Origin of the sequence: Sphingopyxis sp. GW247-27LB (assembly GCF_002277025.1) — a bacterium.
Taxonomy (GTDB): Bacteria; Pseudomonadota; Alphaproteobacteria; order Sphingomonadales; family Sphingomonadaceae; genus Sphingopyxis.
In genome coordinates this window covers 119,308-133,960 of record NZ_NIWD01000008.1, presented here as the reverse complement: position 1 = coordinate 133,960, position 14,653 = coordinate 119,308, and the positions used below count along the sequence as shown (strand labels likewise).

The window sequence follows — 14,653 nt, the reverse complement described above, 5'->3', positions numbered from 1 at the left end:
CTTCGCGTCTTCGCGTGAACCCAAACAAGCCCCCACGCCTGCTGCCTTGACAAGCGACCGGACTCGCGCGCTAATAGAACATATAGAGAACATATCATGCGCGAGTCGTCTTCCCCTCTCGCCGGGCTGCGCCGCCGCGTCGCCCGGATCGCCGCTTCCGGCGGGTCGCCCGGCGCGCGCGCCGACGGCTGGCTGGCGAGCGGGCATGCAGGGTTCGACGCCGCGCTCGGCGGCGGGCTCGCGGTGGGGCGGGTGCACGAGATATTCGCCGATTCGCTCGACGCCGCGAGCGCCGCCGCCTTTGCCGCGCTGCTCGCCTTGCGCGGCGGGGGCACGGCGCCGCTGCTGTGGCTGCGCACCGCCGACGCTGCGCGGCAGGGCGGGCATCTTTATGCGCCGGGCATCGCCGAACTCGGCGGCGATCCCGACCGGCTGCTGCTCGTCGAGACGGGGGATACCAGGGCGCTGCTCGCCGCCGCGAATGACGCGCTGCGCTGCCCCGGCTCGACGGCGGTGGTCGTCGAAAGCCGGGGGCGCCTGCCCGCGCTCGACCTGACTGCGGGGCGGCGGCTCGCGCTCGGCGCGCGCGATGCCGGGACGGTGCTGCTGCTGCTGCGCCTGGGGGCCGAGCCCGTGCCGAGCATCGCCGAGACGCGCTGGCGCATCGCGGCGGCGCCCTCGCGCGAACTGGAGGCGAACGCGCCGGGCGCGCCCGCCTTCGATCTCGAATTGCTGCGCTGGCGCGCAGGCCCCGCGGGCGCGCGCTGGCGGCTGGAGTGGAACCGTGACGATCAAGCCTTCCGCGACGCGGCGCTATCTGGCGCTGTTCTTCCCCTGGCTCCCCGCCGAGCGCTGGAGTCGCGCGGCGTCGAGGCCGCCTGACGCCCCGCTCGTCTTTGCCGAAAAGCTGCGCGGCGCGCTGCGTCTCGCGGCCGTCGATGCGCGCGCCGCGACGCTCGGCCTCGCCCCCGGCATGGCGCTCGCCGACGCGCGCGCGCAGGTGCTGGGCCTGCGCGTCGTGCCGCACGATCCGGCGCTCGACCGCGACTGGCTCGACCGGCTCGCGCAGGGCTGCGCGCGCTATACGCCGCTCGTCGCGCTCGACCCGCCCGACGGGCTGATCCTCGATATCGCCGGCGCCGCCCATCTGTTCGGCGGCGAGGCGGCGCTGGCCGCCGACGTCGAGGCGCGGCTCGAGCGGACGGGCATGACCGTGCGCTCGGCGCTCGGCCCCACCGCCGACGCGGCGCGCGCGCTCGCGCGCTATCCGGCACCGCCCGCCCCCGACGAGGCGGCGGCGATCCGCCGCCTGCCGGTCGCGGCGCTCGAACTCGATGCCGAGGCGACGCGCGCGCTCGCGCGCGCGGGGCTCCGGACGATCGGCGACCTCGCGAGCCGGCCGATGGCGAGCCTCGCCGCGCGCTTCGGCGCCGAGGCCGCAGAGGCGCTGCGCCGCCTGCTCGGCGACGCGCCGAGCCCGCTCGCACCGCGCCTGACACCGCCGCCCGTCGCCGCCGAGCGCCGCTTCGCCGAGCCCGTCGCAAGCACGCCGCACGCGATGGGGGTGCTCGCCGAACTCGCGGGCGAAGCGATCGAAACCCTTGCCGGGCGCGGCAAGGGCGGGCGCGATTTCCGCGCCACCTTCTTCCGCAGCGACGGGCTCGCGCGCACGATCGCGGTCGAGACCGGCGCCCCGACGCGCGACGCCGCGCTGGTGATGCGGCTGTTCGCCGAGCGCATCGATGCCTTGCGCGACCCGATCGACCCCGGCTTCGGCTTCGACATGATGCGCCTCGCCGTGCCGCGGATCGAGGCGCTGGGCGCGAGCCAGCTGAGGCTCGAAGGCGGCGCGGCGCGGGCGCCGGCGATGGACGAACTCGCCGACCGGCTCGCGACCCGGCTCGGGCGCGGACGGGTGCGAAAATATCGCCCCGCCGACACGCATATCCCCGAACAGGCGCAGCTCGAACTCCCCGCGATCGACGCGCCGCCGCCGCAAGCCTGGCCCGCGCCCGCGCCCGGCGAGCCGCCGCTGCGCCCCTTCTGGCTCTTCGACCCGCCGCAGCCGATCGAGGTGATCGCCGAGGTGCCCGACGGCCCGCCACACCGCTTTCGCTGGCGCCGCGCGACGCACGCGATCCGCCGCTACGAGGGGCCCGAGCGCATCGCTGCCGAATGGTGGCGGCGCCGCGACAACAGGGGGCTGACGCGCGACTATTACCGCGTCGAGGACGATCGCGGCCGCCGCTACTGGCTGTTCCGCCACGGGCTCTACGACGAAAAGCCCGATCCGCGCTGGTATATCCACGGGCTCTTCGCATGAGCGAGACCCCCGCCCCGCCCCCCGCCTTCGCCGAGCTGGTCGCCGCGACCAACTACAGCTTCCTCCACGGCGCCTCGCACCCTGCCGCGATGGTGGCGGAGGCGCTGGCGCTCGGCCTCGGCGGCATCGGCATCGCCGACCGCAACAGCGTCGCGGGGGTGGTGCGGGCGTGGACCTTTCTAAAAGACCTGCAGGTCAAGAAGCCCGAGCTGGTGGAGGGCTTCCGGCTGGTGGTCGGAGCACGGCTCGCCTTCGCCGACGGCACCCCCGACATCGTCGCCTATCCGGTCAGCCGCCACGGCTGGGGGCGTCTCACGCGCCTGCTCTCGACCGGCAATCGGCGCGCGCAGAAGGGCGACTGCATCCTGACCCTCGACGATCTGCTCGCGCATTCGGACGATCTCCTGCTGATCGCGATGGACGGCGACGCGGCGCTGCTCCACACGCTTAAGCGGGTGCGGCCGAAATCGGTGTGGCTGGCGGCAACCATGCCGCGGACCGGAAGCGACGCGCGGCGGCTGGCCGAACGCCGGCGCCTGTCGGCGGCGACCGGCGTCCCGCTGCTCGCGACCAACGACGCGCTCTATGCCACCGCCGCGCAGCGCCCGCTGCACGACGTCATCACCTGCATCCGCGAGGGGGCGACGGTCCAGAAGGCGGGGCGGCGGCTGCGCGCCAATGGCGAACAGCATCTGAAATCCCCCGAGGAGATGAAGCGGTTGTTCGATGGCTATCCCAAAGCGGTCGAGGAAAGCGCGAAGCTGCTGGCGCGAATCCGCTTCCGCCTCGACGACCTGCGCTATGAATATCCACACGAACCGGTGCCGCCGGGCTGGAAACCGTTCAATTATCTCCACCATCTGGTGAAGACGGCGGCGGAGAAACGCTATGGGACGCCGCTGCCGCCCAAGGTCCGCGCGCTGATCGGGAACGAGCTGCGGCTGATCCGGCGCCGGAGCTATGTCTATTATTTCCTGACCGTCTACGATCTCGTCCGCTTCGCGCGGGCGCAGAATCCGCCGATCCTCTGCCAGGGGCGCGGGTCGGCCGCCAATTCGATCGTCTGCTTCCTGCTCGGCGTCACCTCGGTCGACCCGATGAAGCACGAACTGCTCTTCTCGCGCTTCATGTCGGCCGAGCGCGACGAGCCGCCCGACATCGACGTCGATTTCGAGCATGAGCGGCGCGAGGAGGTGATCCAGCATATCTATGACCGCTATGGTCGCGACCGCGCGGGGATCGCCGCGACCGTCATCCACTACCGTCCGCGCAGCACGATTCGCGAGGTCGGCAAGGCGCTCGGCTTCAGCGAGGATGTGACCGCGCGGCTCGCCGACACGAGCTGGGGAAGCTGGGGCGACGAGGTTCCTGTCGAGCGGCTCGTCGAGGCCGGGCTTAACCCGCACAATGGCGAGATCGAGCGGCTGCACCGCTTCGTCGGCGAACTGCTCACGGCGCCGCGCCACCTGTCGCAGCATGTCGGCGGCTTCGTGCTGACCGAAGGGCGGCTCGACGAACTGGTGCCGATCCACAATGCCGCGATGGAGGATCGCACCTTCATCGAATGGGACAAGGACGATATCGACGCGCTCGGCCTGATGAAGGTCGATGTGCTCGCGCTCGGCATGCTGACCTGCATCCGCAAATGCTTCGACCTGATGCGCGAGCATGGGCTGGGCGACCGGACGCTGGAACTTGATATCGATGCCAAGGACCCTGCCGTTTACGATATGCTCTGCAAAGGCGACAGCATCGGCGTTTTTCAGGTCGAAAGCCGGGCGCAGATCAACATGCTGCCGCGCCTGCGCCCTAAAAAATTCTACGATCTGGTCGTGCAGGTTGCGATCGTCCGCCCCGGCCCGATCGAGGGCGATATGGTTCATCCCTATCTACGAAGGAGAAACAAGGAAGAGCCGGTCGAATTTCCCCGACCCGCGCCGCCGCACCCCGCCGACGAGTTGCACGACGTGCTGGGCAAGACCTTCGGCGTCCCGCTGTTCCAGGAACAGGCGATGAAGCTGGCGATGGTAGCGGCCGACTTTACGCCCGAGGAAGCCAACGGCCTGCGCCGCGCGATGGCGACCTTCCGCAATGTCGGGACCATCGACAATTTCCGCGACAAGATGATCGGCGGCATGGTGCGGCGCGGCTATGAGCAGGAATTCGCCGAACGCTGCTTCAAGCAGATCGAGGGGTTCGGCAGCTACGGCTTTCCCGAAAGCCATGCCCAGTCCTTCGCGCGGCTCATTTATGTTTCGTCGTGGATCAAGCATTACCACCCCGCCGTCTTCGCCTGCGGAATCCTCAATTCGCAGCCGATGGGCTTCTACGCCCCCGCGCAGCTCGTCCGTGACGCGCGCGAGCATGAGGTCGAGGTGCGCGGCGTCGATGTGAATGCGAGCGGGTGGGACAACAGCCTCGAACGCACCGACGACGGCACTCTCGCGTTGCGGTTGGGGTTCCGGCAGGTCGACGGATTCCGCGAGATATGGGCGACGCAAATCGCCGATGCGCGCGCCCGCCCCTTCGCCAGCGTCGAGGAGCTTGCCCGCCGCGCCGCGCTGCCTGGCCGCGCGCTGCGCCTGCTCGCCGAGGCCGACGCCTGCCGGTCGATGGGGGCCGAGCGGCGCCCGGCGCTGTGGGAGGCGCGGCGGGTGCGGCAGGGGGTACTGCCGCTGTTCGGCGCCGCCGGCGCGGACGAGCTGGGCGCGGAGGCGGATGCGAAGCTGCCGCCGACGCCGCTCGCCGAGCAGGTGCTGACCGATTACCAGACGACGCGGCTGTCGCTGAAGGGCCATCCGATGGCGTTCCTGCGGCGCGCCTTCGCGAAGGAAGGCGTGCTGAGCTGCCGCGAAACCGCGGCGACGAAGAACGGGCTGATCGTCCGCACCGCCGGCGTCGTGCTGATCCGCCAGCGCCCCGGCAAGGGCAATGCGGTCTTCATCACGCTCGAAGACGAGGGCGGCATCGTGAACGTGCTGCTGTGGGCGCGGCATTTCGAACGCTATCGGCGTGCCGTCATGGCGTCGCGGCTGATGCTGGTCGAAGGCGAGGTGCAGCGGAGCAAGGAAGGCGTCGTCCACCTGATGGCGACCCGCGTCGCCGACCGCACCGCGATGCTCGATGCGCTGGGGGACGCTGCCGCGCCACGCGGCCCCATGCCGCGCCAGGGCCACCCGCGCGACGTCCGTATCCTGCCCAAATCCCGCGACTTTCATTGAGAAGAAAGATTCGCGCAGAGGCCGCAGAGAACGCAGAGAGAAAGGAAAAGGGTTCGCGCGGAGACGCGGAGGCGCGGAGGCGCGGAGGGAGCGTGCTCGGGCCGTCAGGCCCATTTCCCCATCGACAGTGCGATCCGACCCGGCGTCAGGGGAAAGGGCCGCTTCGCGGCCAGCAAATCCCTCCGCGCCTCCGCGTCTCCGCGCGAACCCGCATCCTCTGCGCTCTCTGCGCGAATCCTCTTCAGGCCGACGCCAAAAGAAGATGCCCCGGTCGTGGGGGACCGGGGCATCGTGCCGGGCTATGAAAGGGACCAACCAAATATAGCCCGGATATTCGAAGCGTCTTAGCGCAGCAGGTTCTCGCCTGGGCGAGCATCGCGGTCGACGCCTGCGACAGGATGCCGGCGGCGGCGAGCTTCGTCGATTCGGCCGAGAAGTCGGCGTCCTCGATGCGCGACTTGGCGTCGGCGAGGTTGGTGACGGTCGACGTCAGATTGTCGACGGTCGCCTCCAGCCGGTTCTGCTGCGCACCGAGGTTGGCGCGTTCGGTCGCGACCGTCTGGATCGCCGTGTCGAGCGTCGCGAGCGCCGTCGAGGCGGACGACGCGCTCGACAGGTCGATCGGGTCGGTGCCGTCATGGACGCCGAGCGCCTCGGCGGTCAGCGCCTTGATCGCGATGTCGACCGTCTCGCCGTCGTTGACGCCGGTCTGGATCGAAACCGTGGCGCCAAGGTCGGTGCCCGCGCCGGTGCCGTCGAGATCGGTCGTGCCGTTGAGCAGGTCGGTGCCGTTGAAGGTCGTGCGGGTCGCGATATCGTCGATCTGCGACACCAGCGCGGTGACCTCGGTCTGGATCGCGGCGCGATCGTCGGTGCCCAGCGTGCCGTTCGACGCCTGCACCGCCAGTTCGCGCATGCGGACGAGGATGTTCGAGATGTTGCCCATCGCGCCTTCGGCGGTCTGCGCCAGCGAAATCCCGTCGTTGGCGTTGCGAACCGCCTGGTTGAGGCCGCGGACGTTGGCATCCATGCGGGTCGCGATCGCGAGGCCGGCGGCGTCGTCCTTCGCGCTGTTGATCCGCTTGCCGCTCGACAGGCGTTCCATCGCCTGCGACTGCATGCGGTTCGCGACACGCGAATTATTCTGGGCGCGGAGCGCGCTCACATTCGTGTTGATGACAGTCATGATCTTCCTTTCCGGCCCCACTGGGCCATTCCCGTGGCGTGCGGCTCGGTGAGCTTCACGAAGATAGTAACGGCAGGTGTCGGCGCGGCTTAAGCGCGGGCGTCAAAAAAATGGCGACACGCAACCGCGGCCGCTCCGAACAAAAAGATGCCCCGGTCGTGGGGGACCGGGGCATCGTGCCGGGCTATGAAAGGGACCAACCAAATATAGCCCGGATATTCTCGCCTGGGCGAGCATCGCGGTCGACGCCTGCGACAGGATGCCGGCGGCGGCGAGCTTCGTCGATTCGGCCGAGAAGTCGGCGTCCTCGATGCGCGACTTGGCGTCGGCGAGGTTGGTGACGGTCGACGTCAGATTGTCGACGGTCGCTTCCAGCCGGTTCTGCTGCGCACCCAGATTGGCGCGCTGCGTCGCCACCGTCTGGATCGCATCGTCGAGGATCGCGAGCGCCGACGAAGCGTCCGAAGCGGTCGCGAGGCTGATGTCCGAAACCGCCGAGCCGCTGACGAGGGTCGGCGCCGTGTCGGGATCGCTGTCCGCATCTTCGACGGCACCGATCGCGGTCGCCTGAAGGTCGGAGATCGCGATCGTCACCTTCTCGCCGCTGTTGACGCCGGTCTGGATGTCGATCGACGCGCCGCCCGCGAGCAGGTCGGTGCCGTTGAAGGTCGTGCGGGTCGCGATATCGCCGATCTGCTCGACCAGCGCGGTGACCTCGGTCTGGATCGCGGCGCGGTCGTCGGTGCCCAGCGTGCCGTTCGACGCCTGCACCGCCAGTTCGCGCATGCGAACCAGGATGTTCGAGATGTTGCCCATCGCGCCTTCGGCGGTCTGCGCCAGCGAAATGCCGTCGTTGGCGTTGCGAACCGCCTGGTTGAGGCCGCGGACATTGGCGTCCATGCGGGTCGCGATCGCGAGGCCGGCGGCGTCGTCCTTCGCGCTGTTGATCCGCTTGCCGCTCGACAGGCGTTCCATCGCCTGCGACTGCATGCGGTTCGCGACACGCGAATTATTCTGGGCGCGAAGCGCGCTCACATTCGTGTTGATGACAGTCATGGTCTTCCTTTCCAGCCCCCCAAAGGGCCATTCCCGTAGCGTGAGGGCTCGGTGAGCGGTCACGAAAGCCAGTAACGGCACGGCGCGGCGGCGCTTAAGCCGGGCGCGTCAAAAATTTGCCGGACAGCGTTCTTCGACACTCTTGTTCGTGCCTATCACTTTGAAATACTGACATTAAAAATTCTGGCACGCGGCTTGCATTCTTCTTTTGGCGCGTGGCGACCCGCCGCGCCCAGGACGGATGAGAGAGATGAGCACGATCGACCAGAGCCGGCTGCTGCAGATGCGCAGTTCGATCCTCAGCCAGAACCAGGCGCTGCAACGCGCCGCGGGCCGCGCCGCGGCCGGCGGGGTCGAAGGCGGCGGCGAAACGCCCGATTTCGGATCGGCGATCTCGGCCGCGCTGCAGCAGGTCAACGCCCAGCAGGGCCGCGCCAGCGAACTCAGCGAAGCCTATGAGCGCGGCGACACCCACGACATCGTCAGCGTGATGATCGAGCGGCAGAAGGCCTCGCTCGGCTTCGAGACGACGCTGCAGGTGCGCAACAAGCTGCTCTCCGCCTACCGCGACATCATGAACATGCCGGTGTAAGCGGATGGCCGATACCCAGATCCTCGCGCCGGTCCCCGACGCCCACCGCCTGCCCGCCCCCGCCTTTGCCGGCCGGATGGAGCCGCTGCGCCAGTTCGTCCGCCAGCCCGCGGTCCAGCGCGCCCTGCCCGCCATCGCCACCACCACCGCGATCGGCATCGCCGCGCTCGCTTGGTTCATGACCCAGTCGGCGCCGCAGACCCAGCTGTTCGCCGGCCTCGGCGACAGCGACAAGGCGGCGGTCGCCGACGCGCTGCAGTCGCAGGGCATCGGCCACACGATCGACCCGGTGACCGGCGCGCTGACCGTCGACGCCGACAAGCTGTATCAGGCGCGCATCGCGCTCGCCGGCCAGGGGCTGCCCAAGGCGCAGCCGAGCGGCGACAGCCTGATCGCTTCGCTGCCGATGGGCGCGAGCCGCGCGATCGAGGGCGAGACGCTGCGCGCCGCGCGTGAAGCGGACCTCGCGCGCACGATCGAGGCGATCGACGCGGTGAAGACCGCGCGCATCCATATCGCCGCCGCCGAGCCCAGCCTGTTCGTCCGCGAGGACAAGCCGGCGACCGCCTCGGTCATGCTCACGCTCCAGAACGGCCGCTCGCTCTCCGACGGGCAGGTGCAGGCGATCCGCTTCCTCGTCGCCTCCTCGGTGCCCGGCATGAACGCCGACCAGGTGTCGGTGATCGACCAGCGCGGCGCGCTGCTCTCCGACGCCGCGACGTCGGGCGACATGCAGGCCTTCCAGCTCCAGACGCAGATCGAGGATCGCTTTCGCCGCGCGCTCGACACGCTGCTCGGTCCGATGCTCGGCGCGGGCAATTATACGGTCGAGGTCCACGCCGACGTCGACATGTCCGAAAGCCAGGCGACGCGCGAGAGCTTTCCCGAGAATGACCGCGCGCTGACCAGCGAACAGATCACCAAGTCGGTGAGCGGCCAGGGGACCCCGCCCGCGGTCGGCATCCCTGGCGCGCTGTCGAACCAGCCGCCGCCGGCGACGACGCTGTCGCAGACCCCGACGGCCGCCGGAACCCCCGCCGGATCGGGCGCCGAGAGCAACGAACGCGCGGCGCGATCCTACGAAGTCGGCCGCGAGATTTCGGTGACGCATCGACCGCAGGGCCGGCTGAGCCGCGTCTCGGTCGCGGTCGCGCTCAACCAGGGCGCCAAGGCGCTCGGCCAGGCCGACCTCGCCAAGATCGACAATCTGGTGAAGGGCGCGATCGGCTTCGATGCCGCGCGCGGCGACATGGTCGCGATCGGCCAGCGCCCCTTCGCCAAGGTCGAGGATGCGAGCCCCGCCTTCTGGGACCAGGGCTGGTTCCTCCCGCTGATCAAGCAGGTCGGCGCGATCCTCGCCGCGCTGCTCGCCTTCCTGTTCATCGGCCGCCCGATGATCAAGGCGGCCAAGGCGCGCGCCGCCGCGCGCGCCGAGCGCGATACCGCGCTCGAGGAAAGCCTGCTCGCCGCGACCGATGCGCCGCCGGCGCTCGGCGACCGCCGCATGGGGCGCGAAATCACCCTCGAAATGATCGAGGCGGCGCCGAGCTATGAAGCGCGCGCCAATCTGGTGCGCGCCTTCGTCCGGCAGGATTCGGCCCGCGCCGCGCTGGTCGTGCGCCAGCTGATGCAGGAGGGCGCCCGTGGCTGATCTCGACCCCGCTCTCGGCTTCGCATCCGCGCAGCCGGTCGAAGGATCGGCGGCCGCCGCGATCCTGTTGATGCTGCTCGACGAAAGCGAGGCGGCGACGATCCTCAAGCATCTCGATCCCGACGAGGTCCGCCAGCTCGCCAAGGCGATGTTCGACACCGCGAGCGCGACCGAAACCCAGATCGGCCAGGCGCTCGATCGCTTCGTGACGCGCAGCCGGTCGGTCAGCGCGCTCGCGGTCGGTGCCGACACGCGCATCCGCACCGTGATCAACCAGGCGGTCGGCAATGTCCGCGCCGACAATATCCTCGCCGCGGTCGCGCCGCAGTCGAGCGCCGCGTCGCTCGAAATGCTGCGCTGGATGGATGTCGAGGCGATCAGCGCGCTGCTGGCGAGCGAACATCCGCAGGTCGGCGCGCTGATCCTGTCGGTGCTCGTCCCCGACGTCGCCGCGCGCGCGATCGAAACGCTCGACGAGGGGCTGCAGGCCGACCTGGTGCTGCGCGCGGCGATGCTGAGTTCGGTTCCCGCCGCCGCGATCGAGGACCTCGAAGCGGTCCTCGCCGCCGCCAATATCGGCGGCCAGCGCGTCGCCAAGCAGCCGATCGGCGGCCCGAGCGACGTCGCCAAGATCATGAAGGTGATGCCGCGCCACCTGTCCGAACGGACGATCCGCGCGCTCAAGAAGCACGACCGCCAGCTCGCCCAGACGATCGAGGAGGAAATGTTCGTCTTCGACAATCTGCGCGACCTCGACCTGCGCAGCCTCGGCACCGTGCTGCGCTCGGTCGACGCCGCGCTGCTCGCGGTTGCGCTCAAGGGCGCCGACGAGACGATGGCCGATCTCTGCCTCTCCACCATGTCGCAGCGCGCGTCGGAAACGATCCGCGACGAGATGGCCGAAATGACGATGGTCAAGCGCGCCGACGTCGACGACGCGCAGAAGAGCATCATGCAGGTCGTGCGCCAGATGGCGGCGGCGGGCGAAATCGTGATCGCGGGCGGAGCCGACGACTATGTCTGACCGCAGCATCGAAACCGGCTTCGCGCCGATCGCGCTGACCGCCGCCATGGCGCGCACGGGTGGCTTTCGCCCGCGCTCGTTCGAGCCCGCGGCACCGGCACCCGAAGCACGGCCCGACGCCGGCGAGCCCGAAGCGAGCGAACCCGCGCAGGATCCGTTCGCGCTCGGCCTCGCCGAGGGCCAGCGCCTCGCCGAGACCAGCTTCGCCGCCGAACGCCATGCGCTGCTCGCGCTCGTCGCGGCGGCCGAGGCGCTGCAGGACGAGCCGAGCGAGGAACTCGCGCAGATGATCGCCGAAACGGTCGAGCGGCTCGTCCGCCAGATCGTCGCCGCCGCGCCGATCGACACCGCCTGGCTGGAAGCGCAGGCCGAAACCGCCGCGACAATGATCGCCGAATGCGACAAGGCGCGCACGCTGTGGGTTCATCCGGGCGACGCCGCGCTGCTGGTCGACAGCCCGCTGACGCTGCCGGTCGAGACCGACGCGTCGATGATGCGCGGCACCGTCCGCATCGAAACCTCGGCGGGCTGGATCGAGCATGGCCGGTCGGTCTATCTCGACGAGCTGCGCGCCGCGCTCGGCCGCGAGGAAGAGCCCGCATGACGCGCCGCCTCGCCATGACCGCGCAACAGCTGCTCGCGCCCGTCGATCTTGCGAAGGCCAGCCCGCGCCGTATCGGCACGCTCGTCGCGCACGAGGGGATCATGCTCGAAGTCTCGGGATTCCCGCAGCCGCTCGGCAGCAACGTCCGCATCAAGTCAGCGACCGGCGATTATGTGAACGGCGAAGTCGTCGGCTTCCGCGGCCATCGCAGCCTCGTCCTGCCCTTCGATACCAACCAGCCTCTCGTCACCGGCGCGCCGGTCGAGCCGCACGGCGCATCGAGCATGGTCCCGGTCGGCAAGGCGCTGCTCGGTCGCATCGTCGACGCGCAGGGTAATCCGCTCGACGGCCGCCCGCCGGTCAAGTCGCAGTTCCAGTGGCCGCTCGCGGGGCGCAAGGTCAATCCGCTGCGCCGCGGCCGTGTCACCCGTCCGCTCAACATGGGGGTGCGCGCGATCAACGGGCTGCTCACCGTCGGCGAAGGCCAGCGCGTCGCGATCATCGCGGGTTCGGGCGTCGGCAAGTCGGTGCTGATGGGCCAGATGATCGCGGGCACCGAATGCGACGTCATCGTCGTCGGGCTGATCGGCGAGCGCAGTCGCGAGGTCAGCGATTTCGTCGAGACCAAGCTGCCCCCTGCGGTGCGCAAGAAATCGGTCGTCGTCGCGGTTCCCGCCGACCATCCGCCGTTGCTTCGCCTGCGCGCCGCGATGCGCGCGACCGCAATCGCCGAGGCCTTTCGCCACGAAGGCAAGAAGGTGCTGCTGCTGATCGACAGCCTGACCCGCGTCGCGCATGCGCAGCGCGAGATCGGCCTGACGCTCGGCGAGCCGCCGACGATGAAGGGCTATCCGCCGTCGGTCTTCGCGCTCATCCCGTCGCTCTGCGAGCGCGCCGGGATCGACCGCCAGACCGGTGGTTCGGTCACCGCGCTCTACACGGTGCTCGCCGACGGCGGCGACATCGACGATCCGGTCGTCGATTCGGCGCGCGCGATCGTCGACGGGCATATCATCCTGTCGCGCCAGCTTGCCGAGCAGGGCGTCTATCCCGCGATCGACGTCGCGCGATCGCTGTCGCGCACCATGGCCGATTCGGTCGACGCCCCGCATCTCGCCGCCGCCGCGCGCTTTCGCCAGCTGTGGTCGGCTTACGAAGAGAATCGCGACCTGATGCTGATGGGCGCCTACGTCGCCGGCGGCGATCCGGTGCTCGACGAAGCGATCGCGCGGCACGCCGACCAGCTCGCCTTCGTCACCCAGCCTGCCGGAACGCAGGTCGATTTCGAAACCTCCCGCCAGTCTCTCATCGAAGGATATCCTGCATGACCACCCGCACCGCACGCCGCAAACGGATCATTCGCGTGCGTTCCGTCGAACATCAGATGGCGGAGGCCAATCTGGCGCGCGCCAATGGTGAGCTCGCCAATCTGGTCGAGCTCGCGAAGCGGCTCGAAACGCTGCGCGTCGATCTGGCGATGGCCAAGGGCGCGGTCGCGGGCCGCGCGCTCAACTCGGTCGGCGAACTCGCGATGCGGCTCGACATGGCGAAGGAGAATCTGACCGCGCCGCTGACCCACGCCAGCGCCCGCCGCGACCAGATGGGCGCGCTCGCCCAGCGCGCGATGGCGAAGGAAGAATCGGCGGTGCGCCTCTATGAACGCGGCCGCAAATCGGCCGAGCAGGAACTCGAACGCCGCACCGACGCCAACCGCCCGCACCGCGCGCGCGGCGGCATGCAGCTGCGCCTCATCGATGGCGGTGTCGCATGATGAGCGCGCTGCCCCAGGCACCCGCGCAGGCGGGGGTCACCGCGATCCTCGCCGCGCTCGGCGGCGGGCGGGCCCGCGAATCGGGCCCCGGCTTCGAGCAGTTGTTCGCCGGGCTTCCCGCTGAGCGGTCGCTCGACGCCGCCGCGCCGCTTTCGGCCGTCGCCCCCAAGCCGGCGCTGCCGAGCAGCGCCGACCTTCCCATCGACCCCGCCATCGCGATGGCCCAGACTGTCAAAACTCCCGCGCTCGACGCGGCAACCCTTGCGGGACCGGTCGACGACCTACCTTCCCCCAACGCCGTGCCGGTCGAGGGCCAGCCAGCACCCGGCGCGACCGCGGCGGCAACGTTGCTCGCCGTGCTGGACGGCAGCTTTGCCGCGGCCAAGCCCGCCGCCATCCTGTCGGGAACAAAGGCCGCCGCGGCACCCAAGCCCGCGTCCGCCATCGACTCCCCCAAGGGAGAGGTGGAGAGCGAGGACACCCCCGCTGCGCTCGATGCCGCCGATCGGCCGGTCGATGCCACAGCCTTGTCGCCGCTGCTCGGCGCGATTCTGTCGCCCGATGCCAAACCCACCGCGCCTGCCGCGACTGCGGGCGACAAGCCAGCGCCTGCGCCCACCGCGGTGCGGACTGCCGAGCCCGCCTCGCCGCTTGCCGTCGATCCCAAGGGCGCCAAGTCGATCGTTCCCGACGCCAGCGCCTCGATGACGGTGCTGTTCGCGCAGCCCGCGACCCACGGCGCCGCCGCCGTCGCCGAGGCTGCCCGCGCGGCGCCCGTCGCCGAGCGCGTGCTCGACATGGGCTCCGACGATGCGTGGATCGCGCAGCTCGCCTCAGACATCGCGGCAACGAAATCCGACAGCGGCGACATCAGCTTTCGCCTGATGCCGCGCCACCTTGGCCGTCTCGACGTCGCGATGACGAACGACGAGGCGGGGGTGTCGGTGAAGCTCGACACCCAGCACGAGGCGACCGCGACGGTGGTCCATGCCGCGCAGGGCAAGCTCGTCGAAGAGCTGCGCCAGCAGGGCGTCCGCGTCGCCGGCGCCGAAGTGACCTGCACCCCGGGCGAGACCGGCCGCCAGTCGCAGGGCCAGGGCCGCGCGCCGGCGGAGGACCCCGCCCACCTCATCGAAACCGCCGCCGAGCGCGCCCAGCCGCGCTCCGAACCGCATCGCGAAGACAGCGCCGTCGCCCGCCGCGGCCGCTTCGCCTGAACAGGAAA

General features: G+C 70.1%; 12 protein-coding genes. 10 read left to right on the top strand and 2 right to left on the bottom strand.

The features are described from left to right. The first annotated feature begins 96 nt into the window (after positions 1-96). From CD928_RS08290 to CD928_RS08280, 3 genes are read left to right on the top strand one after another with little or no spacing between them, the layout of a single operon-like run. The gene (locus CD928_RS08290) at positions 97-882 is read left to right on the top strand and encodes an ImuA family protein (protein ID WP_095386633.1); all 786 of its coding nucleotides are present in this window, start codon (positions 97-99) and stop codon (positions 880-882) included. Next, positions 785-2,323 carry a DNA polymerase Y family protein gene (locus CD928_RS23760; RefSeq protein WP_255247085.1) on the top strand — a complete coding sequence of 513 codons (1,539 nt, stop codon included), beginning with the start codon at positions 785-787 and terminating at the stop codon, positions 2,321-2,323. Before CD928_RS08290 ends, CD928_RS23760 begins: the two co-directional genes overlap by 98 nt. Further along, positions 2,320-5,544: an error-prone DNA polymerase gene (locus tag CD928_RS08280; protein ID WP_255247084.1), complete on the top strand. Its 3,225-nt coding sequence runs from the start codon at positions 2,320-2,322 to the stop codon at positions 5,542-5,544. Before CD928_RS23760 ends, CD928_RS08280 begins: the two co-directional genes overlap by 4 nt. A gap of 241 nt (positions 5,545-5,785) precedes the next feature. On the opposite strand, the gene CD928_RS08275 is transcribed toward CD928_RS08280, so the two are convergent. Further along, complete coding sequence (locus CD928_RS08275; RefSeq protein ID WP_095386631.1) at positions 5,786-6,730, bottom strand: flagellin; 945 nt, start codon at positions 6,728-6,730, stop codon at positions 5,786-5,788. 102 nt (positions 6,731-6,832) lie between these two features. Next, entirely contained in the window at positions 6,833-7,786 is a 954-nt protein-coding gene (locus CD928_RS08270; RefSeq protein WP_095386630.1) for a flagellin, read from the bottom strand. A gap of 250 nt (positions 7,787-8,036) precedes the next feature. On the opposite strand from CD928_RS08270, the gene fliE reads away from it, so the two are divergent. Genes fliE through CD928_RS08235 form a run of 7 tightly spaced genes read left to right on the top strand, consistent with a single transcriptional unit; the run spans position 8,037 to position 14,645 of the window. After that, positions 8,037-8,378 (top strand): flagellar hook-basal body complex protein FliE, encoded by a 342-nt coding sequence (gene fliE, locus CD928_RS08265; protein ID WP_095386629.1) that lies wholly within the window; start codon positions 8,037-8,039, stop codon positions 8,376-8,378. A 4-nt stretch (positions 8,379-8,382) separates the two neighbouring features. Beyond that, a complete protein-coding gene (gene fliF / locus CD928_RS08260; RefSeq protein ID WP_095386628.1) occupies positions 8,383-10,029 on the top strand; it encodes a flagellar basal-body MS-ring/collar protein FliF in 1,647 nt (548 codons plus the stop codon). Further along, on the top strand, positions 10,022-11,053 hold the full coding sequence (gene fliG, locus CD928_RS08255) for a flagellar motor switch protein FliG (RefSeq protein WP_095386627.1): 1,032 nt from the start codon (positions 10,022-10,024) through the stop codon (positions 11,051-11,053). Before fliF ends, fliG begins: the two co-directional genes overlap by 8 nt. After that, positions 11,046-11,657: a FliH/SctL family protein gene (locus CD928_RS08250; protein WP_095386626.1), complete on the top strand. Its 612-nt coding sequence runs from the start codon at positions 11,046-11,048 to the stop codon at positions 11,655-11,657. Before fliG ends, CD928_RS08250 begins: the two co-directional genes overlap by 8 nt. Continuing rightward, positions 11,654-12,985, top strand: coding sequence for a FliI/YscN family ATPase (locus CD928_RS08245; RefSeq protein WP_095386625.1), 1,332 nt, complete (start codon positions 11,654-11,656; stop codon positions 12,983-12,985). The genes CD928_RS08250 and CD928_RS08245 overlap by 4 nt, the downstream gene beginning before the upstream one ends. After that, positions 12,982-13,428 carry a hypothetical protein gene (locus tag CD928_RS08240; protein WP_095386624.1) on the top strand — a complete coding sequence of 149 codons (447 nt, stop codon included), beginning with the start codon at positions 12,982-12,984 and terminating at the stop codon, positions 13,426-13,428. Before CD928_RS08245 ends, CD928_RS08240 begins: the two co-directional genes overlap by 4 nt. Next, positions 13,428-14,645, top strand: coding sequence for a flagellar hook-length control protein FliK (locus CD928_RS08235; RefSeq protein WP_217983743.1), 1,218 nt, complete (start codon positions 13,428-13,430; stop codon positions 14,643-14,645). The genes CD928_RS08240 and CD928_RS08235 overlap by 1 nt, the downstream gene beginning before the upstream one ends. Positions 14,646-14,653 lie beyond the last annotated feature (8 nt).

Coding starts and splice junctions, on each gene's coding strand:
- CD928_RS08250 (WP_095386626.1), top strand. CDS start 11,046: ATGTCTGACCGCAGCATCGAAACCGGCTTCGCGCCGATCGCGCTGACC.
- CD928_RS08290 (WP_095386633.1), top strand. CDS start 97: ATGCGCGAGTCGTCTTCCCCTCTCGCCGGGCTGCGCCGCCGCGTCGCC.
- CD928_RS08235 (WP_217983743.1), top strand. CDS start 13,428: ATGAGCGCGCTGCCCCAGGCACCCGCGCAGGCGGGGGTCACCGCGATC.
- fliF (WP_095386628.1), top strand. CDS start 8,383: ATGGCCGATACCCAGATCCTCGCGCCGGTCCCCGACGCCCACCGCCTG.
- CD928_RS08270 (WP_095386630.1), bottom strand. CDS start 7,786: ATGACTGTCATCAACACGAATGTGAGCGCGCTTCGCGCCCAGAATAAT.
- CD928_RS08245 (WP_095386625.1), top strand. CDS start 11,654: ATGACGCGCCGCCTCGCCATGACCGCGCAACAGCTGCTCGCGCCCGTC.
- CD928_RS08280 (WP_255247084.1), top strand. CDS start 2,320: ATGAGCGAGACCCCCGCCCCGCCCCCCGCCTTCGCCGAGCTGGTCGCC.
- fliE (WP_095386629.1), top strand. CDS start 8,037: ATGAGCACGATCGACCAGAGCCGGCTGCTGCAGATGCGCAGTTCGATC.
- CD928_RS08275 (WP_095386631.1), bottom strand. CDS start 6,730: ATGACTGTCATCAACACGAATGTGAGCGCGCTCCGCGCCCAGAATAAT.
- CD928_RS08240 (WP_095386624.1), top strand. CDS start 12,982: ATGACCACCCGCACCGCACGCCGCAAACGGATCATTCGCGTGCGTTCC.